This window comes from Aeromonas australiensis, from assembly GCF_000819725.1.
In the GTDB taxonomy this organism is placed as follows: domain Bacteria; phylum Pseudomonadota; class Gammaproteobacteria; order Enterobacterales; family Aeromonadaceae; genus Aeromonas; species Aeromonas australiensis.
In genome coordinates this window covers 31,930-53,765 of the sequence record NZ_CDDH01000014.1, presented here as the reverse complement: position 1 = coordinate 53,765, position 21,836 = coordinate 31,930, and the positions used below count along the sequence as shown (strand labels likewise).

17 protein-coding genes are annotated in these 21,836 nt (G+C 59.4%); 9 read left to right on the top strand and 8 right to left on the bottom strand.

Translation table 11 applies throughout. The features are described 5' to 3' along the window. Window positions 1-61 precede the first annotated feature (61 nt). Complete coding sequence (locus BN1117_RS02705) at window positions 62-1,690, bottom strand: cation:proton antiporter family protein (protein ID WP_040094725.1); 1,629 nt, start codon at window positions 1,688-1,690, stop codon at window positions 62-64. 15 nt (window positions 1,691-1,705) lie between these two features. Further along, a complete protein-coding gene (locus tag BN1117_RS02700; RefSeq protein ID WP_040094724.1) occupies window positions 1,706-2,455 on the bottom strand; it encodes an HAD-IIA family hydrolase in 750 nt (249 codons plus the stop codon). Window positions 2,456-2,653: 198 nt separating this feature from the next. On the opposite strand from BN1117_RS02700, the gene BN1117_RS02695 reads away from it, so the two are divergent. Then, window positions 2,654-3,718: an adenosine deaminase gene (locus BN1117_RS02695; RefSeq protein WP_052441393.1), complete on the top strand. Its 1,065-nt coding sequence runs from the start codon at window positions 2,654-2,656 to the stop codon at window positions 3,716-3,718. A 125-nt stretch (window positions 3,719-3,843) separates the two neighbouring features. On the opposite strand, the gene BN1117_RS02690 is transcribed toward BN1117_RS02695, so the two are convergent. From BN1117_RS02690 to BN1117_RS02680, 3 genes are all read right to left on the bottom strand, one after another. Continuing rightward, entirely contained in the window at window positions 3,844-4,965 is a 1,122-nt protein-coding gene (locus BN1117_RS02690; RefSeq protein ID WP_040094723.1) for an alkene reductase, read from the bottom strand. Between the two features lie 188 nt (window positions 4,966-5,153). Continuing rightward, window positions 5,154-6,689 carry a TerC family protein gene (locus tag BN1117_RS02685; RefSeq protein ID WP_040094722.1) on the bottom strand — a complete coding sequence of 512 codons (1,536 nt, stop codon included), beginning with the start codon at window positions 6,687-6,689 and terminating at the stop codon, window positions 5,154-5,156. Between the two features lie 288 nt (window positions 6,690-6,977). Continuing rightward, entirely contained in the window at window positions 6,978-7,904 is a 927-nt protein-coding gene (locus BN1117_RS02680) for a cation diffusion facilitator family transporter (RefSeq protein WP_040094721.1), read from the bottom strand. A gap of 166 nt (window positions 7,905-8,070) precedes the next feature. Here BN1117_RS02680 and ydiJ point away from each other — a divergent pair, with 166 nt between their 5' ends. The 7 genes from ydiJ (at window position 8,071) to phnE (ending at window position 17,290) form a co-directional block, all read left to right on the top strand. After that, a complete protein-coding gene (gene ydiJ, locus BN1117_RS02675; RefSeq protein ID WP_040094720.1) occupies window positions 8,071-11,142 on the top strand; it encodes a D-2-hydroxyglutarate dehydrogenase YdiJ in 3,072 nt (1,023 codons plus the stop codon). Continuing rightward, on the top strand, window positions 11,142-11,630 hold the full coding sequence (locus tag BN1117_RS02670) for a hypothetical protein (RefSeq protein ID WP_040094719.1): 489 nt from the start codon (window positions 11,142-11,144) through the stop codon (window positions 11,628-11,630). The genes ydiJ and BN1117_RS02670 overlap by 1 nt, the downstream gene beginning before the upstream one ends. A gap of 104 nt (window positions 11,631-11,734) precedes the next feature. After that, window positions 11,735-12,196 carry a hotdog fold thioesterase gene (locus tag BN1117_RS02665; RefSeq protein WP_040094718.1) on the top strand — a complete coding sequence of 154 codons (462 nt, stop codon included), beginning with the start codon at window positions 11,735-11,737 and terminating at the stop codon, window positions 12,194-12,196. Window positions 12,197-12,376: 180 nt separating this feature from the next. Then, the gene (locus tag BN1117_RS02660; RefSeq protein WP_040094717.1) at window positions 12,377-14,278 is read left to right on the top strand and encodes a DEAD/DEAH box helicase; all 1,902 of its coding nucleotides are present in this window, start codon (window positions 12,377-12,379) and stop codon (window positions 14,276-14,278) included. A 281-nt stretch (window positions 14,279-14,559) separates the two neighbouring features. Continuing rightward, window positions 14,560-15,393: a phosphonate ABC transporter ATP-binding protein gene (gene phnC / locus BN1117_RS02655; RefSeq protein WP_040094716.1), complete on the top strand. Its 834-nt coding sequence runs from the start codon at window positions 14,560-14,562 to the stop codon at window positions 15,391-15,393. 55 nt (window positions 15,394-15,448) lie between these two features. Continuing rightward, window positions 15,449-16,432, top strand: coding sequence for a phosphonate ABC transporter substrate-binding protein (gene phnD / locus BN1117_RS02650; RefSeq protein WP_040094715.1), 984 nt, complete (start codon window positions 15,449-15,451; stop codon window positions 16,430-16,432). Window positions 16,433-16,492: 60 nt separating this feature from the next. Then, complete coding sequence (phnE, locus tag BN1117_RS02645) at window positions 16,493-17,290, top strand: phosphonate ABC transporter, permease protein PhnE (RefSeq protein WP_040094714.1); 798 nt, start codon at window positions 16,493-16,495, stop codon at window positions 17,288-17,290. Window positions 17,291-17,360: 70 nt separating this feature from the next. Here the strand turns inward: phnE and BN1117_RS02640 are convergent, their stop codons facing one another. The 3 genes from BN1117_RS02640 to BN1117_RS02625 all read right to left on the bottom strand — a co-directional run bounded on the left by BN1117_RS02640 (window position 17,361) and on the right by BN1117_RS02625 (window position 20,460). Next, the gene (locus tag BN1117_RS02640; RefSeq protein WP_040094713.1) at window positions 17,361-18,683 is read right to left on the bottom strand and encodes a Na+/H+ antiporter family protein; all 1,323 of its coding nucleotides are present in this window, start codon (window positions 18,681-18,683) and stop codon (window positions 17,361-17,363) included. Between the two features lie 261 nt (window positions 18,684-18,944). Beyond that, complete coding sequence (rnt, locus tag BN1117_RS02630) at window positions 18,945-19,622, bottom strand: ribonuclease T (protein ID WP_040094711.1); 678 nt, start codon at window positions 19,620-19,622, stop codon at window positions 18,945-18,947. Window positions 19,623-19,722: 100 nt separating this feature from the next. Continuing rightward, window positions 19,723-20,460: a phosphatase PAP2 family protein gene (locus BN1117_RS02625; protein WP_040094710.1), complete on the bottom strand. Its 738-nt coding sequence runs from the start codon at window positions 20,458-20,460 to the stop codon at window positions 19,723-19,725. 248 nt (window positions 20,461-20,708) lie between these two features. Here BN1117_RS02625 and BN1117_RS02620 point away from each other — a divergent pair, with 248 nt between their 5' ends. Beyond that, window positions 20,709-21,830 (top strand): 4-phosphoerythronate dehydrogenase, encoded by a 1,122-nt coding sequence (locus BN1117_RS02620; protein WP_040094709.1) that lies wholly within the window; start codon window positions 20,709-20,711, stop codon window positions 21,828-21,830. The last annotated feature ends 6 nt before the right edge of the window (window positions 21,831-21,836 follow it).

Genomic DNA, 21,836 nt, shown 5'->3' with positions numbered 1-21,836 from the left:
CTCCTTGGCTTCGGCAGATAGGAACGCGGGGCCATCCTGACCCCGCCAGTGTTTACTTTATTTAACTATGTTGTGGATAAGTTAAACGAGAGGGCCCCTCATTGACAAGTGGGGTATCGAGGGGATGCAACTGCTTGATCACGTGGCGGGCAAAGCCGCTGCCCGCTTCGTCATAGAGGTTAAAGACCGCATCGACACCGTGTTCCTGCAGCGAGGGGATATCATCGATAAAGCGGACGATGGCGGCGATTTTGCCGTTGAAGCCACGTTGGCGCAGCATATCGATGGCATACAGATTTCCCGAGTGATGGGGCATGGCGAGTATGATCAGCTGGACTTGATGAGAGAGGATCACCTTGTCCCAGAAATCGGTATCGGTGGCATCGCCCTCCAGCACATTTACCCCCTGTTGCCGCAGTTGCACCACTTTTTCGGCATCATTTTCTACCCCGAGGATCACCTGACCATATTTGTGTTCCAGCTCCTGGTAGGCGCCCTGTCCGATGCGGCCCATGCCAAGCACGATCACCTCCGAGTCTCCCAGTTCGATGGGTCTATCTTCCACATGCAGCGTATCGGCCTGCAGCCGCCGCAACCAGGGCCCCAGCTGTTGATAAATCCACTCGCTGTAGCTGTTAAGGGGGGCAGAGAGCATAAAGCTGCCAGCCAGGGCCAGCGACAGGGCAATCAACCATTCATGGGAGAGCCACCCTGCCTTGGCGGCAATGGCTGCCACGATGAGCCCGAATTCTGAGTAGTTGGCAAGCACCAGGGTGGAGAGCAGGGCTGTACGCACCCGCAGCCGGGCGGCGCTGTAGACCAGATAGTAGAGCGCGCTTTTCAGCGGCAGGGCCAACATCAGTACCAGCGCCATCCACATGGTCTGTTCGGTGGGCATGCCATTGAGACCGATGGAGAGAAAAAAGCAGATGAGGAACAGATCCTTGAGATTGAACAGGGATTTGGCCATACCGGCCGCCGCCGGATGGGGAGCCAGCAACATGCCGATGATCAGGGCCCCGAGATCCGGTTTCAGGCCGACCGCTTCAAAGCCGGCGGCACCCACCACCAGGGCCAGGGTGATCCCCATCAGCATCTGCAATTCACCGTGGCCAGCCCGCTCCAGCAGTTTGAACAGCAGTGGCCGCAGGAAGGGCAGTGCCAATACCCACAGCGCCCAGATACTGGGTAACTTGCCGCTGGATACGGTCAAAAAGCCTACAGCAAAGATGTCTTGCATGATCAGCACCCCGATCGCCAGCTTGGCATAGAGGGCGTTCATGTCGCTGCGCTCCTCCAGTACCTTGACGGCGAACACGGTACTGGAGAAGGAGAGGGCAAAACCGAGCATGAGGGCGTGCGGCCAATCCAGCTCCATCATCAGGCTCATGCCCAGCCCCTTGCAGGCCAGTAGCAGCACCCAGAACAAGCCACTGGAGATCAGAATATGCAGGGAGGCTGTTCCCCACACATCCCGCCGCAGCAAGGTCTTGATATTGAGCTTGAGGCCGATGGTAAAGAGCATCAGGGTCACCCCCAGATCGGCCAGGGTGGTCATGACCACTGAGCTGCCATAGCCCAATAGATTGAGCACGAAGCCAGCGGCCAGAAAGCCAATCAGGGGGGGCAGTCCCACCAGGTTGACCAGCATGCCGCAGGCAAAGGCTACGGCGATGAAAAGCGGTTCCATGGATGGCTCCTGTGATCAGACGATATCGATGTCGACCACAGAGTCGAAAATATGGTTCGGGCGAAACGGCATGCGGTCGATATCGGCGACCTTGCTTACCCCGGAGAGCACCAGCACCGTCTCGAGACCGGCCTGAAAGCCCGCCAGAATGTCGGTGCGCAGGTTGTCGCCGATGATGATGGTGTTGTCGGAGTGGGCTTCCATCCGGTTGAGCGCCGCACGGATGATCCAGGCACTTGGCTTGCCGACATAAAACGGCTTCTTGCCGGTCATCCGCTCGATGGGGGCGCACAGGGCGCCACAGGCCGGGTGCATCAGGGGGCCGTGGGTGTCGGGGTTGGTAGCGATAAAGCGGGCGCCTTGATCGACGAACTTGGCACCCAGCTGCATCATGGTCCAGTTGTAGTTGCGGGTTTCTCCCACCACCACAAAGTCGGGGTCGATGTCGGTGATGGTGAAACCGGCCTTGTAGAGCTCGTGGGTCAGGGCTCCTTCGCCAATCACATAGGCTTTCTTGCCATCCTGACGTTTGAGGAAGTCGGCGGTGCCCATGGCGGAGGTGTAGAAGCACTCTTCCGGCACCTCAATCCCGGCGGAGCGGAAGCGGTTTTGCAGATCTTTCTGGGTCTGAGCCGGGTAGTTGGTGAGGAACAAGAGCTTGCAGCCCTGCTCCAGCAGGCGGTGGACGAAACGGTCGGCACCGGGGATGAGATCGTTGTTGTGCAGGATGACACCGTCAATATCGCAGATGACGTTCTTCTTCATGAAAACTCCTTGTCAGGGCGCAGGCGAGTCGCCGATCGTTAAGATGTTCAATCATTTATGATTTTTGTGACGCCATTATAAGTCTGTTTGGTGACAAGTCTCCCCTGTCTCGCCACTTGGGTGCACAATTAAGTTGTCATGGTGTCACTCTGGTGGAGGGGCTGACGCCGGGATCACTTTGCTGCTGGAGCCGTCGCTATGGACACCCCGATTCCCAAGCCAGTCACACCCGAACACCTCACCGCCGCGCAATTTATCGCCGGACTGCCGAAACTGGAGCTGCACCTGCATATCGAGGGCAGCCTCGAACCCGAGCTGATGTTTGAGCTGGCCCGCCGCAACGGTGTGCCACTGCCCTGGCCCGATGTGGCCAGCGTGCGCGCCGCCTATGACTTTGACTGCCTGCAATCCTTTCTTGATCTCTACTATCTCGGCGCCAGCGTGCTGGTGACCGAGCAGGATTTTTTTGACCTCACCTGGGCCTATCTTGAGCGATGCGCCGCCGACAAGGTGGTACATGTGGAGATCTTCTTCGACCCGCAAACCCACACCGCCCGCGGCGTTCCTTTTGCTACTGTGCTGAGTGGTATCGAGCGGGCGCTGCAGACCGGAGAGAAGGAGTTTGGCATCAGCTGGCGCCTTATCATGAGCTTTTTGCGCCACCTGAGCGAAGAGGAGGCCTTTGCGACGTTGGCGCAGGCGCAGCCCTTCCTGTCGCGTATTCACGGCATCGGCCTCGACTCCGGGGAGAAGGGCAATCCGCCGACCAAGTTTGCCCGGGTCTTTGCCAAATGCCGCGAGCTGGGGCTGCCGGTGGTGGCCCATGCCGGTGAAGAGGGGCCTGCCGACTACATCTGGCAGGCGATCAACGAGCTGCAGGTGCGGCGTATCGATCACGGGGTGCGCTCGGCAGATGACCCTGAGCTGCTCCGTTATCTGGCCGATACCCGGTTGCCACTCACCGTCTGCCCCCTCTCCAACACAAGGCTCAAGGTGTTCGGCAATATGGCCCAGCATAATGTGTTGCGGCTGCTGGAGCAGGGGCTTTGCGTCACCATCAACTCGGACGATCCCGCCTATTTTGGCGGCTATATGAACGCCAACTTTGTGGCCCTGGCGGATGCGCTGGGTGCCAGCCCGAGTCAGCTCTGCCGTTTGTCGCTCAATGCCGTTGAGGCGAGCTGGCTCTCTCTGACCGACAAGGCGCGGTTGACCCGGGAGATCCGCGGCTATGCCGCGCTCCATGGGGTGATCCTGCATTGAGTCAGGTGCCAATGCCCTCGATATGAAAAGCAGTTGATATAAAAAGAGGCCCGCCATCACTGGCGGGCCTCGTTCATTTATGTATGGCGGTATTGGTGTACCAACCGGCGAGCGGTTTACGGAGATCAGACCGGGAGCGGCGCAGCGGTCGGTTGATAACTCGGGTAGTCAGTCAGCCCCTGCTCGCCGCCGCCAAACAGGGTGGCCGGATCGTGGGGTGTCAGCGGATAGCCGTGGCGCAGCCGGTTCGGCAGGTCCGGGTTGGCGACGAAGGGGCGGCCAAAGCCATTCATGTCGGCCCAGCCCGCCTCAAGGGCCGCTCGGGCACGTTCACCATCATATTTGCCGGCATAGATCAGGGTGTTGGGAAAGGCATCCCGCAGACCCTGCTTGAAGTGCTCCGGCATCAGGGGGGCATCGTCCCAGTCCGCTTCGGCAATGTGCAGGTAGACCACGTTGAGCTGGCCCAGCAGGCGGGCGGCCGCCAGATAGGTCTGCTGCGGATTGGCATCGACTGTGCCGTTGAGGGTGGTGAGCGGCGCAAGACGCACCCCAACCCGGTCAGCCCCGATTTCGCTACTGACCGCCTCGGTCACCTCTTTGAGAAAGCGCAGTCGGTTTTCCAGCGATCCGCCGTAATTGTCGGTGCGGGCGTTGGATTCGGAGTCGAGGAACTGGTTGATGAGGTATCCGTTGGCGGCGTGCAGCTCGATGCCGTCAAAACCGGCGCTGATGGCGTTACGGGCCGCTTGGCGGAACTGGCTCACTACCGCATCGATATCGGCTTGAGTCATGGCGCGCGGGGTGACGGTCTCGACAAAGCCCGGCGCATCGCTGCCGTTATCGACGAACACCTTGACGCCCACTGCGGGCAGGGCTGAAGCGGAGATGGGCTGGGCGCCGCCGATGTTGTCCGGATGGGTGACCCGGCCCACGTGCCAGAGCTGGGCGAAGATGGTGCCCCCCTTGGCGTGCACGGCATCGGTCACCAGCTTCCAGCCGGCGATCTGCTCTGCACTGTAGATACCCGGCGTCCAGGCGTAGCCCTTGCCCACGGGGTCGATCTGGGTGCCTTCGCTGATGATCAGGCCCGCCTCGGCGCGCTGGGCGTAGTAGCTCGCCATCATGGCGTTGGCCACATCACCGGGCTGACTGGCACGGGAGCGGGTCATGGGGGGCATGACGATGCGGTTGGCAAGGTGCAGTTGGCCGAGGCGCTGCGGGCAAAACAGGGGATCCAGGCTCATCTTGAGTTCCTCATGGTGGAAATGAGGCCACTCTATGCCGCCATCTTGCTGTGAAAAAGAGGGGTAATTGCACCATTGAATTGCATCTGGTGCAGCAATCGGGTGCGGTGTGTTGATGGAGGGCTGGCCGATCGCAAGGGGGATAACAAAAGAGGGCCCGCAGGCCCTCTGGTCATGTTCGGGCACACTCAGCCCATCGCCGGCATTACCCGCACCTGTTCGATGCGCCGCTCACTGACGTCAACCACCTCAAAGCAGAGTTGTTGCAACTGTAGTTGCTGGCCCGGGGTGGGCAGGGTGCCAAAGTGGGAGAGCAGCATGCCCGCCAGGGTCACATACTCGTCACTCTCGCTCACCAGCCCTTCGTGCTCCAGCACTTGCTCCACATGGTGGATGTTGGTGCTGCCGTTGACGAGCCACCCTTCCCCGCTACGTACCATATCCGGGGTCTCGTCCTCGTCTGGCAGTTCGCCGACGATGGCCTCCAGCAGGTCGTGGGTGGTCACCAGCCCCTGAATGACACCAAACTCGTCGGCGACCAGGATCAGGCTCCCCTTGGCTTGGCGAAGTTCAGCCAGCAGCTTAATCACGTTGATGGTCTGCGGCACGATAATGGGGTCGTTCTGCCTGGCCAATTCGCTTAAGGATTGTCCTTCGTTCAAGGCAAACAGCAGGTCGCGGGCCTTGACCACCCCGATCACCTCGTCCAGATCCCCGTCACAGAGGGGGAACAGGCTGTGGGGTTCCCGCTTCAGCAGGGCGCGGATCTCGTCGCTGGCGTCGTTGATATCGATCCAGGCCATTTCGGAGCGCGGGGTCATGATGGTACGGATGGAGCGCTCGGCCAGCGACAGCACGCCGGTCACCATATAGCGCTCCTCCTCGCCAAAGCTCACTCGCTCGGCGGGGGCTGTATCAAAATCATCATCTTCCCGAGGTTGATAGGCTTTGCTGCCCATCAACTTGAAGATGGCGGCGGTGGTGCGCTCGCGCAGGGGCTGTTTGGCATCCTGGCGCGCCGCACTGCGCTGGGCCAGCTGGTTAAAGAACTCGATCAGTACCGAGAAGCCGATGGCCGCATAGAGGTAACCCTTCGGAATGTGGAAGCCGAATCCTTCCGCCACCAGGCTAAAACCTATCATCAGCAGGAAACTCAGGCAGAGCACCACCACGGTCGGGTGGGCGTTGACGAAGCGGGTCAGCGGCTTGGAGGCGAGCACCATCACCACCATGGCGATGGTGACGGCAGCCATCATCACCCACAGTTCATCGACCATGCCGACGGCGGTGATGATGGAGTCGAGGGAGAAGACCGCATCGAGTACCAGGATCTGGGCGATCACCACGCCGAAGCGGGCGTAGACGCCAAGCGGCCCATCATCCTGGGGTTTGGCTTCCAGCCGCTCGTGCAGCTCGGAGGTGGCCTTGAACAGCAGAAACAGGCCGCCGCCCATCAGGATCAGGTCCCGGCCGGAGAAGGGGTGATCCCACAGGTGCAAAATGGGGGTGGTCAGGGTGATCAGCCAGGACATCACGCTCAAGAGGCCAAGGCGCATCAGCAGGGCCAGCGACAGACCGATGACGCGCGCCTTGTCCCGCTGGGCGGGGGGCAGTTTTTTCACCAGGATGGCGATAAAGACCAGATTGTCGATCCCCAGCACAATCTCGAGGAGGATCAGGGTAAACAGACCGATCCAGATATGGGGGTCCAGCAGCAATTCCATGTAGTGACCTCAAAAAAACAGACAGAGCAGAGCGTGAGCAGGGCGCACGAGGGCCGCAGTAACAGCAAGGCAAAGGTGTTATTCAGAGGCGCTGATTAAGCAGAAAAAGATAGGCTTTGACAGAGAGAGACGAAGGGCAACTTCGGGGATTGTCCATGATGGGCAATAAAACCTCGGGTGAAAAATGAGCCCCGATGATAGCGGCTGGCGCCAATTTGGCAAGAGCAGTGTCAGCGGGGTGTGATGCGACAGGGGGAGGCGGCCATGCCGCACTCCCCCGTGCGGTCGTTACAACCAGCGCTTTTCGCGGGTGAAACAGACCGAGAGCCAGGCATCCCCCAGGGTATCGCCGAGGCGAGACCAGAGCTCCTGACGCAGGGCATCCTGACGTTCGACGGGCCACTCCTGACCCGGTGCCACCAGAATATTCAATTCCAGATCGAAGCGGCGACCGCTTTTGGCCAGATGGCTGTAGCACTCTATACCGTGACGCTGGCGCAGCGTCTCTATTTCCCGCTCGACCTGCTGTGACACATCGCCCTTGGGGGCAAGTTTGAATACTTCTCGCAGGTTTATGCTCAGCACCTTGATGGGAATGAGAGTGGCGCACAGTGCCAGCAGCGAGACCAGCACCGGATCTATGTAGCGGTTGTATTGACCGTGACCGATGGCATCGAGGCCAATGGCGATCAGAAAGCCGACCAGCAGGGTGGCGCTTAAAATGGTGTCAACCAGCCACTCCTTGGAGTCGACCCGCACCAGTTCGGAGTCTACCTGCTCGGCGACCCGGGCTTCAATCCGGTAGATGATGGCGCAGAAGAAGGTGGAGACGGCGGCATAGATAAGGGCGTGGCCGAGATCGATCTCCCGTCCGCCATCCAGCAGGGTGGTGATGCCGCTATAGAGAGCGCCGAGGCAGAGCAGCAGAATAATGGTGCCATTGATGACGTTGGCGATGGGCTCGAAGTGGGCATAGCCGTACTGGAAGCGCGCATCGGAAGGGCGGGTAACGAGATAGGCGGTCACCAGGCCAAGGCCGGTCATGCCCATGCTGAACAGGGTAAAGATACCATCGAGCATGATGGCGTTGGAACCAACCAACAGGCCGTAGCCGATGCCGAAGATGGCAAAGGTGATACAACCGAACAGCGACAGGGTCAGCGCCTGTTTTTCGGTGGTGATAAGCGTACTGATAACATGGCTGGTGTGAGCCATAAAAGTCCTCCTTTCAAATGGTGAATATTGCCAAGGGCAAGCGGTTTTCTAGCTGATATACTGCCCGCTCACATGTGAGCGGACTGGTCTGGATGCCATTGACAGGCGACGGACCGGTCGTAGTCGCCGGCGTGCCGGCATCAAGTAAACAAGGGAACAAGGATTCATGATCCCGAGACTCGATTACCAGGACAGTTTGTCACCCACAACCCTGCAATTTCTTGAGTTGTTAGCGCGCAGTGCATTTCGTGGTGATATCGAAAAGTCTTATGCAAGCCGGTTGGCGATGGCGACGGACAACAGCGTCTATCAGGTAGTACCTCAAGCGGTGCTCTATCCGCGCAGTGCGGATGAAATAGCAGTGATGCTCAAGCTGGCTGCTGATCCGGTTTTTGCCTCCTTGAGTTTTTTCCCTCGCGGTGGCGGTACCGGCACCAACGGTCAGTCATTGGGCGGCGGCATTATCGTCGATCTCTCCCGTTATATGAACCAGATCATGGAAATTAATCTGGAGGAGGGGTGGGTGCGCGCCCAGGCCGGGGTGGTGAAAGACCAGCTCAACGCCTATCTCAAGCCCCACGGCTACTTCTTCTCGCCGGATCTTTCGACCTCCAACCGCGCCACCTTAGGGGGCATGATCAACACCGATGCCTCGGGGCAGGGATCGCTGGTTTACGGCAAAACCTCGGATCACGTGCTCGGCCTCAAAGCCGTGCTGGAGAGTGGCGACATCATGGCCACCGAGCCGCTAAATGGCGAACGGCTTGCCGACAAGTTGGCGCTGGAGAGTCGCGAAGGGGAGATCTACCGCACCCTCTATCGCATCGGCAAGGAGCGCCGCGCCGATATCGAAGCGACCTTCCCCAGGCTCAACCGCTTTCTGACCGGCTACGATCTCAAGCACCTCTATCAACCCGACACAGATACCCTGGATGTGAGCCGGGTGCTGTGCGGCTCTGAAGGGTCCCTCGGCTTTATCACCGAAGCCAAACTCAATATCACCCCCATCCCGCGTTATCGCACGCTCGTTAACGTCAAGTACGACAGCTTCCCCTCGGCTCTGCGCAACGCCCCCTTTATGGTGCAGGCGCAAGCCCTGTCGGTGGAGACGGTGGACTCCCGGGTGCTCGGGCTGGCCCGCGCCGACATCATCTGGCATTCGGTGAAAGAACTGATTCAGGATGTGCCCGGCAAGGATCTGCAGGGGCTCAATATGGTCGAGTTTGCCGATACCGATGAAGCGGAACACAAGGCCAAGGTGGCCGAGCTCTGCCGCCGTATCGACGACCTGCTGGCCAAGGGGGAGGCGGGGATCATCGGCTATCAGGTGTGTGACCACCTGCCGAGCATCGAGACCATCTACGCCATGCGCAAGAAGTCGGTGGGGCTGCTGGGCAACGCCGAAGGGCGCAAGAAGCCGGTGGCCTTCACCGAAGATACCGCCGTGCCGCCCGAATCCCTGGCCGATTTCATCATGGAGTTTCGCGCCCTGCTGGATGCCCACGGCCTCGACTACGGCATGTTTGGCCACGTCGATGCCGGGGTGCTGCACGTGCGCCCGGCGCTGGATTTGTGCGACCCCGAGCAGGAGCTGCTGCTGCGCCGCATCTCCGATCAGGTGGTGGCGCTGACCGCCAAATATGGCGGCCTGATGTGGGGGGAGCACGGCAAGGGGTTTCGTTCCGAATACAGCCCCGCCTTCTTTGGCGAGTTGTGGGAGGAGCTGCAGCGGGTCAAGGGGGCGTTCGACCCGGCTAACCGGATCAACCCGGGCAAGATCTGTATTCCCTATGGTAGTGGCGCCGAGCTGGTATCGGTAGATGGCCCCAAGCGCGGCAAGTATGACCGCCAGATCCCGCTCGCGGTGCGCACCAGCTACACCCGCGCCATGGATTGCAATGGCAATGGTTTGTGCTTCACCTTCGAGACCGACTCCCCCATGTGCCCCTCGGTCAAGATCAGCCGCGATCGCCGCCACTCCCCCAAGGGGCGGGCGGGCCTGATGCGCGAATGGTTGCGTCAGTTATCGGAGCAGGGGTTCGATCCGCTGGCGGAAGAGGTGGCACTGCAATCCGGTGGGGTGCGCTTCAAACAGCTGGTGGACAAGGTGCGCAACAGCTGGGCCAAACAGCGCGGCGAGTATGACTTCTCCCACGAGGTGATGGAGGCGATGGCTGGCTGTCTGGCCTGCAAGGCGTGCTCCAGCCAGTGCCCGATCAAGGTGGATGTACCCGATTTTCGCGCCCGCTTTATGCAGCTCTATCACGGCCGCTACCTGCGCGCCCCCAAGGATTACGTCGTCGGTACCGTCGAAAGCTATACGCCGCTGCTCGCCAAGGCGCCGAAGCTGGTCAACTTCTTCCTGGAAAAAGAGTGGGCCCAGAAGGCGGCCGAGAAGAGCATCGGCATGGTGGATGTGCCGCTTCTGAGTGTGCCGACTCTGGCCGAGAGCCTGCACGACAACCGCGCCCGCTATTTTGATCTGCCGGGGCTGGAGCGGATGAGCGCCGAGCAGCGCAAGCAGGTGGTGCTCATCGTGCAGGATCCCTTCACCAGCTATTACGACGCCCCCGTGGTGCGCGATCTGGTGAAACTCGCCAGCAAGCTTGGGTTCCAGCCCTACTTGCTGCCCTTTAAACCCAACGGCAAACCCCAGCATATCAAGGGGTTCCTGCGCGCCTTTGCCCGCACCGCCGCCAACAGCGCCCAGTTCTTCAACAAGGTGGCAGCGCTTGGCATCCCCATGGTGGGGGTGGATCCGGCCATGGTGCTCTGCTATCGCGACGAGTATGCCAAGGCACTGGGGTCGGCTCGCGGTGATTTTCAGGTGTTGCTGCCCCAGGAGTGGCTGCTGTCGTTGCCGGCAGAGCAGTTGCCTGTCAGCACCGACAAGACCAAGAGCGAGGAGGGGGGCGAGCCCTGGTATCTGTTTGCTCACTGCACCGAGAAGACCGCCAAGCCCTCCACTCACGGCGACTGGAGCACCCTGTTTGGTCGCTTTGGCGCCAAACTGCAGCCGGTTTCGGTGGGCTGCTGCGGTATGGCAGGCACCTATGGTCACGACGTCAAACAGGTGGAGAACTCCAAGGGCATTTATGGGTTGAGCTGGGCCGACCCGCTAGCCCGCCTGCCCAAAGCGCGTTGTCTGGCCACCGGCTATTCGTGCCGCAGTCAGGTCAAGCGAATGGAGGGGGAAAAGCTCAAACATCCAGTGCAAGCTCTGTTGGAGCTGCTTTGATGCTGCGTTTTCCCAAACGGTTTCGGGTGCCGAAGGCCTATCGGCACCCGCGTTTCTTGTTGTTGCCCGCGACTCCCGCGCAGGCGGTGCTGGAGTTTGTCGCCATCCTGCGCGAGTGCGAACAGCTTCATCAGCTGTTTCGGCCAAACGATATCTGGCCCTCCGCCAATTTCAGCCTGAGTCAGCACGAAGGGGATTTGGAGTGGCAGCAGTCGGAGTTTCTGGCCAAACGCTCCTTTGCTTATGGCCTCTGGAGTCCGGATCGGGAATCCGAGTTCTGGGGCGGGGTCTATCTCTACCCTTCGGTTCTGCCGGAGGTAGAGGTTGAGCTCTTCTTCTGGAAGGTGGCCGAGGCGCCCATCACCGATGAAGAGCTGGAGATTCAGCTGCGCGACTGGCTCGCCAGAGTATGGCGCTGGTCCGAGCCGCGTCTGCCGGGGCGAGAGGTGCCTTGGGCCGAGTGGCCCGGCGTTACCTATCCCTGGTGATATAAGGTGGTTGCCAGCATGCCTCGAACGGGGCATTTTCCTGTGTCTTTTTCACTGCCACAGCTCGTATCTAACCCATTGATTAACTAAGGAGTCTGCTTGCCATGAATCAAGAAAACGCCCCCATCTGGCGCAAGCCCATCAGTCTGGAGGGGCTTAATGCCACCTCTCGCAACACCCTGATGGCCCATCTCGACATCGTCTATACCGCCTTTGGCACCGATTGGCTGGAAGCGACCATGCCGGTGGATCACCGCACCCACCAGCCCCTGGGCATGCTCCATGGTGGTGCGTCAGTGGTATTGGCGGAGACGCTTGGGTCGCTGGCGGCCAATATGGCGGTGGGGCCAGATAGCTACTGCGTGGGACTGGAGGTGAATGCCAACCATCTGCGGGCCAAGCGGGAAGGGGTAGTGACCGGTCGTTGCACGCCGCTGCATCTGGGGGCGACCACCCAGGTATGGCAAATTGAAATCCGGGATGAACGGGGACGTTTATTGTGCACCAGCCGACTGACCATGGCGGTGCTCAAACACAAGCGGGGCAAGGACTCCAGCGAGGAGTGATCTGCAATAACGCACCATGAGTGCAAAATAAGCAAGCCATAGTCGTCAGATCCCTCTATAATTGCCAACGTCTTGAGAGGCCTATCACATTTTTCAAGACAGCAGAACAAAGTGGCGCTATAATCGCCGCCTTTTTGCTATTCCGCGGTGTTAGCCGCCTGCCTTAATCTGGAAGAATCTATGTCTGATACCGAACAACTGCCCCTTTTTAGTGAGCTTGGACTGGCCGCGCCTGTATTGAAAGCGCTGCAGGACGTGGGCTATGAGCGCCCGTCCCCCATCCAGGCCGCAGCAATTCCCCACCTCATGGCGGGCCACGATCTGCTGGGGCAGGCGCAAACCGGTACAGGGAAGACCGCTGCTTTTGCCTTGCCTCTGTTGTCTCGTCTGGAAGCTGGTAACCGCAACACCCAGATCCTGGTGCTGGCACCGACTCGTGAACTGGCGCTGCAGGTGGCCGAAGCGTGCCAACGTTATGCCCACCACATGCCTGATTTCCACGTGCTGCCTATCTATGGTGGCGCCTCCTACGAAACCCAGACCCGTGCCCTGCGTCGCGGTGCTCAGGTTGTCGTTGGTACCCCGGGCCGCGTGATGGATCTGATCCGTCGCAAGAACCTCGACCTCTCCGGTCTGAAAGCCCTGGTGCTGGACGAAGCGGACGAGATGCTGCGCATGGGCTTCATCGACGATGTCGACTGGATCATGGAGCAGTGCCCGAGTTCTCGTCAGGTTGCCCTGTTCTCTGCCACCATGCCGGAGCAGATCCGTCGCGTGGCCCAGAAGCACCTGAAGCAGCCCAAAGAGATCAAGATCGCCTCCAAGACTGCGACCGCTACCACCATTCGCCAGCGTTACTGGCAGGTAACCGGTCTGCACAAGCTGGATGCCATGACCCGTCTGCTGGAAGTGGAATCTTACGAAGCCCTGTTGGTGTTCGTGCGTACCAAGAATGCCGCTGAAGAGCTGGCTGGCAAGCTGGCCGCCCGTGGTCACGCCTGTGAAGCACTGCACGGCGACATCCCGCAGAAACTGCGTGAGCGTACCGTTGACAAGCTGCGTCAAGGCCAGCTGGATATCCTGATTGCCACCGACGTTGTCGCCCGTGGTCTGGACGTTGAGCGTATCACCCACGTTGTGAACTACGACATTCCGTACGACACCGAATCTTACGTTCACCGTATCGGCCGTACCGGTCGTGCCGGTCGTAAAGGCGAAGCCATCCTGTTCGTTGCTCCGCGCGAGCGTCGTATGCTGCGCGCCATCGAGCACGCAACTCGTCAGGCCATCGAGCCGATGAAGATGCCAAGCACCGAGGACATCAACCAGCATCGTCTGGCCAAGTTCAAGGAGCGCATCCGCGAAACCATGATGGGCGAAGAGCTCGAGATCTATCACAACCTGGTCAACGAGCTGATCGAAGAAGATTCTGCCGATCCGCTGGAGCTGGCTGCCGCACTGGCCAAGCTGGTACAGGGCGACCAACCGCTGCTGCTGGATGACTCCATCCCGGATCCGCTGTTCAACAACAGCAATGATCGTGGCGGCTTCGAGCGTCGTGACTTCAACGACCGTGGTGGCCGTGACTTCGGTGACCGTGGCGACCGCCCGGCTCGTCGTATGCCCTCCCTGGAGCCGCGTCCGCTTAAAGACAATCCGGATGTGGAGATGGAGCGCTACCGTGTAGACGTGGGTGCCCATCATGGCGTCAAGCCGGGCCAGATCGTGGGCGCCATCGCCAACGAAGCGAACATCGAGAGCCGTTTCATTGGCAACATCGATATCGCAGATGACTTCTCTACTGTCGATCTGCCCAAAGGCATGACCGCTGATGTACTGGAAGTGATCAAGAAAGCCCGTGTCTGCCAGCGTCCGCTGCAAATCACTCGCTACACCGAAGTGCCGGCCGGTGGCAACACCAGCAGCCGTCCGCCGCGCGGTGATCGTCCGTTCCGTGGTGACCGTCCTTTCAACAAGGATCGTCGTCCCCAGGGTGACCGTCCGTTCAACAAGAACGGGGAGCGCCGTGAAGGTGGCTTCAACAAAGATCGCAAATTCGGTGGCAAGCGTCGCGAAAGCTGATTGCTGCTCCCGTTATGAAAAAAGCCGCTCATTGAGCGGCTTTTTTTGTTCAGGATTTTTTATGCGTATCGAACAGCGTATCGATTTTTCTCGCTCGGCCTAATGGCTCTGTTTACATCTTTTAGGCTTTGTTTCTCTGAGCTTCTCTCTTCTCCGTCGTTGTCACTGCCTGTCATCTTAGTGTCATTCAAATCCACTCAAGCTGACATAAAACCTGACTACCTTGATGACCATCAATGGGCAGGGTTGCCCGAATCTGTCAATGGAGAGAAAGAGGCGTGATGAATCCTGTTATACGAGTCGAGGGTCTCAGCAAGAGCTTCCATGGCAAGCCGGCGCTACATAATTTGAGTCTGACAGTGGAGGCCGGTGAGATGGTGGCGCTGATCGGTGCATCAGGCTCCGGCAAGTCAACCCTGTTGCGCCATCTGGCTGGACTGTGCCACGCCAACAGCGGGCCGGGTAGTCTGGTTCGGGTACTGGATCGCCAGGTGCAGCAGCAAGGCAAACTGAGCCCCCGCGTTCGCCAAGTACGTGCAGATATCGGTTATATCTTCCAGCAGTTCAATCTGGTGGGACGGCTGAGTGTGCTTCACAACGTGCTGCTTGGCACCTTGGGCAGGATCCCCTGCTGGCGAGGCTCTCTAGGGCTCTTCAGTGCAGAAGAGAAAGCCGATGCCATGCAGGCACTGGCTAGAGTCGGGCTGGCTGAACTGGCGATGCAGCGAGCTTCCACCCTCTCTGGCGGCCAGCAGCAGCGTGTTGCTATCGCACGGGCCCTGACTCAGCGAGCCGAGGTGATCCTGGCCGATGAACCTATCGCATCGCTGGATCCCGAGTCGGCCCGCAAGGTGATGTCCATTCTGGCAGACATCAATCGTCAGGATGGCAAGACGGTGGTGATCACCCTGCATCAGGTTGACTACGCCATGCGTTACTGCCGACGCGCGGTGGCCCTCAAGGGCGGGCACATTCACTTTGATGGTCCCATCTGCGATCTGACCCAGATGCAGCTGGACTCCCTTTATGGCGCAGCGTCCTACGACAGCGTCAATATTCTCTCCGAAGTTGCCTCCTCCAGGCATGAGTCCGGTTTGACCGAGGCTCTGGCCTGATCCTGTTTAGTGTCATTTAACCCATTAGCTGTTCAATACAAAGGAGTGTCAGTTCATGTTCAAGCGTATGCGTCACGTACTCGCGGCTTCTGCCCTGCTGGGTGGGGCCTTGGTCAGTGGCCAGGCCCAGGCAGCCGGGCAAGAGCTCAATTTCGGGATTATCTCTACCGAGTCGTCCCAGAATCTCAAGGCAATGTGGGATCCGTTCATCGCCGACATGAGCAAGCAGACCGGCTTCAAGGTCAACGCCTTTTTTGCCCCTGATTATGCGGGCATCATACAGGGCATGCGTTTCAACAAGGTGGACGTGGCCTGGTATGGCAACAAGGCAGCCATGGAAGCCGTGGATCGCGCCAACGGTGAAATCTTCGCTCAGACGGTCGCCGCCAACGGATCCGAGGGTTACTACAGTCTGGTGGTGGTCCACAAGGACAATCCGGTCAGCACCATCGACGACATGCTGGCCAAAGCAGGCGAGCTCACCTTCGCCAATGGTGACCCCAACTCAACCTCAGGTTACCTGGTGCCCGGCTATTACGTGTTTGCCAAGAACAATGCCGATCCTAGCCGTATCTTCAAACGCACCATGAATGGCAGCCACGAGGTGAACGCCCTGTCCGTGGCCAACAAGCAGGTGGATGTGGGTACCTTCAACAGCGAGGGGATGGAAAGGCTGCAAGAGACGGCACCGGATAAAGCCGCTCAGCTGAAAGTGATCTGGACCTCACCCTTGATCCCTTCCGACCCCATGGTATGGCGTAAAGGGCTCGATGATGGGGCCAAGGAACGTATCCGCACCTTCTTCATGACCTATGGGGATCAACCCGCCGAGCAGCAGGTCCTGACCGGTTTGCAGTGGGCCAAGTTCAAGCCCTCTGACGATGATCAACTGTTGCCCATCCGTCAGCTGGAGCTTTTCAAGAAGCGTACCGAGGTGGCGAATGGCAACCTCAAAGAGAGCGATAAAGCCGCCCAGCTCAAGATACTGGACGAGCAACTGGCCCAGCTGGAGCAGCGCATGGCTGCCAGTGCCAGCTGATGTCAACCCGTGCCCCCGCCCGGGGGCACTTATCTTCACGATACCTTGTCGAGAGTCACTATGAGCAGTATCACTGCCGTTCCTCATCCCGCTGTCCCCAATAGCAAGCCATCCTGGCGCAGCTTGACAGGCTGGGGTCTCTTTATGGCCGTGTTGGCCTGGTCATGGCAAGGGGCTGAGATGAATCCGCTTGCCCTCTACCGGGATGCGGGCAACATGGCCCAGTTTGCCGCTGACTTCTTTCCTCCGGACTTTTCCCAGTGGCAGCTCTACCTGCGCGAGATGATAGTGACGGTTCAGATCGCTCTGTGGGGGACTGTACTTGCCATTATCTGCGCCATTCCCCTTGGCATCTTGTGTGCCGAGAACATAGTGCCCTGGTGGGTCTATCAACCGGTCCGCCGTCTGATGGATGCTTGTCGCTCCATCAATGAAATGGTGTTTGCCATGCTGTTTGTGGTGGCCGTGGGACTGGGGCCCTTTGCCGGTGTACTGGCGCTGTTTATCGGAACCACAGGGGTACTGGCCAAGCTGTTTGCCGAAGCGGTGGAAGCCATAGAGCCGGGTCCTGTGGAAGGGGTGCGGGCAACCGGCGCCAGTGCGCTGCAGGAGGTGATCTATGGGGTCATTCCCCAGGTGCTGCCGCTGTGGATCTCCTACTCCCTCTACCGCTTTGAGTCCAATGTCCGTTCCGCCACTGTGGTGGGCATGGTGGGTGCAGGTGGAATAGGGGTGATGCTGTGGGAAGCCATTCGCGGGTTTCAGTTTGGCCAGACCTGCGCCCTGCTGATCGTGATCATTCTGGTGGTGAGCATGCTGGACCTGCTTTCCCAGCGGCTGCGCAAACAGTTTATCTAAGGGCCTTGGTCCACAAAGTGAAAAGGCGACCACGAGGTCGCCTTTTGCATGTCTGCATCTTGTCCGAGCGCTAGAGCACCATGGCGGCAATCCAACCGAAGAGAATGAGCGGGATGTTGTAGTGGATAAAGGTTGGCACCACGCTATCCCAAATATGGTCGTGCTGACCATCGGCATTGAGGCCGGAGGTGGGGCCCAGCGTCGAGTCGGAGGCCGGTGAGCCGGCATCCCCCAGTGCGCCCGCGGTGCCGACCAGGGCGATGATCGCCATCGGAGAGAAGCCCAGCTGCAGGCAGAGCGGCACATAGATGGTGGCGATGATGGGCACGGTGGAGAAGGAGGAGCCGATCCCCATGGTGATCAGCAGGCCCACCAGCAGCATCAGAAAGGCGGCGAGCCCCTTGTGCTGGCCGATGCCCGAGGCGACCAACTGAACCAGACTGTCGACCCCGTGGGTGGCTTTCATCACGGCGGCAAAACCGGCGGCGGAGATCATGATAAAGCCGATCAGCGACATCATGCGTACCCCCTGGGTGAAGGCATCCTGGCTTTCGCGAAACTTGATGACGCCACCACAGGTGAAGATGACAAAACCGGCCAGCGCACCCAGTACGATGCTGTTGGTCATCAATTGCAACCCCAGTGCCACACCAATGGCCAGCAGCGCTACCCAGATGTGGGTGAGGTTGAGCTCCACCGCTTCGGGTTCGGCATCCAGGATCTTGGCCAGATCGTATTGGCGAGGTTTGCGATAGCTGATAAATACCGCCACCAACAGCCCTAGCAGCATACCTGAGACCGGCATGGCCATCGCCAGCGGGATCTGGCTGGTAGTGATGGGCACACCGTTATCAATCAGATTCTTGGCCAGAATGTTGTTCAGGAAGATGCCACCAAAACCGACCGGTAGCAGCATATAGGTAGCTGTCAGGCCAAAAGTCAGGACACAAGCGACCTGACGGCGGTCAATCTGCATCTGCGCCATCACATGCAGCAATGGCGGGATCAGGATCGGAATAAAAGCGATATGAACCGGGATCAGGTTCTGGGACGAGATAGCCACGGCCAGCACGGAACAGAGCAAGAGAGCTTTGACCCACAAAATACGGCTGCTGCTGGCATCCTTGCCCAACTGGCTGATCACCTTGCGGGCCAGCAGATCGGTGATACCGGAGCGGGAGATGGCAACTGCAAAGGCGCCCAACATGGCGTAGGAGAGGGCAATCTCGGCGCCACCACCCAGGCCGCCGCTGAAGGTGGTGAGGGTATCGGTCAACGACAGCCCACCGACCAGGCCGCCAGCAATGGCCCCTAGCGCCAGCGAGACCACCACATTGATCCGCAGCAGGCTGAGCACCAGCATCAGCCCGACTGCGATAACAACTGGATTCATTTGATTTCCTTATGTTTTGTTATTGCTGTCTGTCATGTGAAGGGGAGTTAGTTTGCGAAAAATGTGACAAATGTCGAGCAAAAAATCAGTAAAACCCCTCTTATCGCAGCAGTATCTGGCACAAGGTTGATCAACATGAGGGGTTGTGACCTGTTTGTCTTCGTCTGTTGCATGCAAACGGGTTGCTGGTGAGCTCTGCTGTGTGGTGCGATCAATTTCGTCCCGAAAAAAAGAAGGCTGCCAGTGGCAGCCTGCATCTCTTTACTCCAGCCCCTCTTCATTGGTGGGGGCATCCGGTGTCTCGTGATCTGGATGAGCTGGCGGCCAGCCCCCCATGCTTTTCCAGCGGTTGACAATATGACAAAACAGCTCGGTGGTCCGTTCGGTGTCATAGAGGGCAGAGTGCGCCTCTTTGTTATCAAAGGTGATGCCTGCACTCTGGCACGCCTTGGCCAATACAGTCTGACCCAGCGCCAGCCCGGAGAGGGCCGCGGTGTCGAAGGTAGCAAACGGGTGGAACGGATTACGCTTGAGGCCAGCGCGCTCGGCGGCAGCCATCACAAAGCCGTGATCGAATGTTGCGTTGTGGGCAACTATGATGGCGCGCCCGCAATCCTGCTCCTTCATCCCCTTGCGGATCCCTTTGAAGATCTCGGTCAATGCCTCTTTTTCCGAGACAGCGCCCCGCAACGGGTTGTAGGGGTCGATGCCGGTAAAATCCAGCGCGGCCTTTTCCAGGTTGGCCCCTTCGAAGGGCTCGACATGAAAGTGGAATATATGATCGGGAACGAGCCAGCCCTGCTCATCCATTTTCAGGGTGTAAGCCGCGATTTCGAGCAGGGCATCAGTTTTGGCGTTGAACCCGGCTGTTTCAACATCGATGACGACGGGGTAAAAACCACGGAAACGGCCCTTGAGGGTATGAACTGCGTCGGTCATGGGATCTCGGTCGGGATAAAATGAGGCGGCATTATGGCAAAAAAGCACAGGCTTGTCCCCCCATCCCATTAGAGTAAACCGCGGTAGTATGACCCTTGGGTCAGTATCTGTGCAGCCACCAGCGGGCGGCGATCAGCGCCGTGAGCGTACCCAACAGAGCGCTGGCCAGCACATCAATCGGCCAGTGCATCCCCAACACCATGCGTGACAGGCCAACTCCCAGCGCCCACAGTGGTAGCAGCCAGATGCCGGTGGGGGCACGGGCCAGCCAGATGAGGCCGAAAAACTGGGCCAGGCTGATGGCGGCGATGCTGTGGCCGGAGGGGAAGGCGTAGTTCACCTCGGCCTGCCAGTGGTGGCCGAGCCACTCAGGCAGGGCCAGCAACTGGCTGGCGGCATGAACCTGTTCACTGCGCACATCGATGCTACTGGCGTAGAAGTGCTTGATGGCTGGGATCAGCGACTGACTCTCCAGCCAGAGCAGATAGGGTCTGGGCTCTTCGGTCAGGTGCTTGATCAGGCTCTTGAGTACCCAGTCGCTGGCGAGCAGGGCCGCCAGTGCACATCCCAGCGCAATGAAGGGGGCTGGCGCCAGTTTCAGTTTGTAGCGGGTTAGCAGCAGCAAGAGGGCGCAACTGACCCCGATCCCGGGAATATCGACCATGCGGGTCAGGGCATATGACCACCATAGCCAGCCTGATTGCAGGGAGCCGGTCAGAAAAGGCTGCCAGGGTAGGGTGGCAAGCAGCAGCAGGGGCAGGATCAACAGGGTGCTGAATCCAATCACCTGACTGCGGGTGAGTGAAGAGGGTATTGGCGATGAGGTGTGTGGTGGCATGATGATTGGTATGGACGATCGCGAAAAAGAGGGGCATTGTGCCATCGCGGCATGCCCTGACCAAGCCGAGCCGTGGGTTTGTTACCGCAGCTTACATTTTTGTGGCAAACAAGCTGTTTGACCAGTTGGATAGTGCGGTTATCGCGCAATATGGCCCTTTTCGTTGCTGATTGCATCACAGGCTGAAATCTCGGGAGGCTTTGCGCTAGAATGGCGCCCCCGTGGCGGTTGTGACCAAAGAGAGCCCGATGAAGATAGTCGTTGATGAGAATATGCCCCATGCCGTGGAGCTGTTTGCCGAATTTGGCGAGGTGGTGGCGCTGCCCGGACGGCAGATGCAGGCCCGCGATCTGCTGGATGCCGATGTGCTGCTGGTGCGTTCGGTCACCCGCGTCAACGGCGATTTGCTGGCGACCAGCCCCAAACTCGGGTTTGTCGGCACCGCCACCATAGGCACCGACCATGTGGACAAGGCGCTGCTGGCAAGCCGCAATATTCCCTTCTCCAGCGCCCCCGGTTGCAACAAGTATTCGGTGGGGGATTATGTGCTCTCAGCCCTGCTGGTGCTGGCGGAGCGCTATGAACTCGACCTCTCGGCCATGACGTTGGCGGTGATTGGCGCGGGCAATACCGGCGAGTGCGTGGCTGGCAAGGCCCAAGCGCTTGGCATGAGGGTACTGCGCTGCGATCCACCCAAGGCGCGTAATACCCCCGATGCGGGCTTTGTCGATTATCAGACCGCTCTTGGTGCCGATATCGTCAGCTTCCATGTGCCCATTACCCGTGAAGGGCCGGATGCCACCTACCATCTGCTGGATGCCGAACAGATTGCCGCCCGTCCTGCCGGGCAGATCCTGATCAATGCCTCCCGTGGCGAGGTGTGGGATAACCGGGCCCTGCTGGCGCGCCAGTTGAGCGATAAGCCGTTGCGACTGGTGATGGATGTGTGGGAGAACGAGCCCGAGCCACTGGCTGCGCTGGTGCCCCATACCGAGATTGCCACCCCCCATATCGCCGGTTACAGCCTGGAGGGGAAGGCCCGCGGTACCTGGATGCTCTATCAGGCGCTCTGCCAGCAGTTGGGACGCCAGCCTCGTCAGGATTTGAATCAATTGTTGCCAGCCCCCGATTTGCAGGCGGTGGTGCCGGGCCGCATCCCGGATCAGGCGCTAATCAAGCAGCTGGTGCATCTGGTTTATGACGTGCGTCGTGATGATGCCCGTTTCCGGGCCCGACTCGGCCTGCCCGGCAGCTTTGACGAGCAGCGCAAGCACTATCCCGAGCGCCGTGAACTATCCTCCCTGCAGGTCGAGGGAGCCTTTGCCAACCAAGCGCTGGGCGCGTTGGGATTTGCGCTGTCACTCCCCTGAATCGGG

Coding starts and splice junctions, on each gene's coding strand:
- BN1117_RS02705 (WP_040094725.1), bottom strand. CDS start 1,690: ATGGAACCGCTTTTCATCGCCGTAGCCTTTGCCTGCGGCATGCTGGTC.
- BN1117_RS02620 (WP_040094709.1), top strand. CDS start 20,709: ATGAAGATAGTCGTTGATGAGAATATGCCCCATGCCGTGGAGCTGTTT.
- BN1117_RS02670 (WP_040094719.1), top strand. CDS start 11,142: ATGCTGCGTTTTCCCAAACGGTTTCGGGTGCCGAAGGCCTATCGGCAC.
- BN1117_RS02695 (WP_052441393.1), top strand. CDS start 2,654: ATGGACACCCCGATTCCCAAGCCAGTCACACCCGAACACCTCACCGCC.
- ydiJ (WP_040094720.1), top strand. CDS start 8,071: ATGATCCCGAGACTCGATTACCAGGACAGTTTGTCACCCACAACCCTG.
- BN1117_RS02680 (WP_040094721.1), bottom strand. CDS start 7,904: ATGGCTCACACCAGCCATGTTATCAGTACGCTTATCACCACCGAAAAA.
- BN1117_RS02690 (WP_040094723.1), bottom strand. CDS start 4,965: ATGAGCCTGGATCCCCTGTTTTGCCCGCAGCGCCTCGGCCAACTGCAC.
- phnD (WP_040094715.1), top strand. CDS start 15,449: ATGTTCAAGCGTATGCGTCACGTACTCGCGGCTTCTGCCCTGCTGGGT.
- BN1117_RS02660 (WP_040094717.1), top strand. CDS start 12,377: ATGTCTGATACCGAACAACTGCCCCTTTTTAGTGAGCTTGGACTGGCC.
- BN1117_RS02640 (WP_040094713.1), bottom strand. CDS start 18,683: ATGAATCCAGTTGTTATCGCAGTCGGGCTGATGCTGGTGCTCAGCCTG.
- BN1117_RS02700 (WP_040094724.1), bottom strand. CDS start 2,455: ATGAAGAAGAACGTCATCTGCGATATTGACGGTGTCATCCTGCACAAC.
- phnC (WP_040094716.1), top strand. CDS start 14,560: ATGAATCCTGTTATACGAGTCGAGGGTCTCAGCAAGAGCTTCCATGGC.
- BN1117_RS02685 (WP_040094722.1), bottom strand. CDS start 6,689: ATGGAATTGCTGCTGGACCCCCATATCTGGATCGGTCTGTTTACCCTG.
- rnt (WP_040094711.1), bottom strand. CDS start 19,622: ATGACCGACGCAGTTCATACCCTCAAGGGCCGTTTCCGTGGTTTTTAC.
- BN1117_RS02625 (WP_040094710.1), bottom strand. CDS start 20,460: ATGCCACCACACACCTCATCGCCAATACCCTCTTCACTCACCCGCAGT.
- BN1117_RS02665 (WP_040094718.1), top strand. CDS start 11,735: ATGAATCAAGAAAACGCCCCCATCTGGCGCAAGCCCATCAGTCTGGAG.
- phnE (WP_040094714.1), top strand. CDS start 16,493: ATGAGCAGTATCACTGCCGTTCCTCATCCCGCTGTCCCCAATAGCAAG.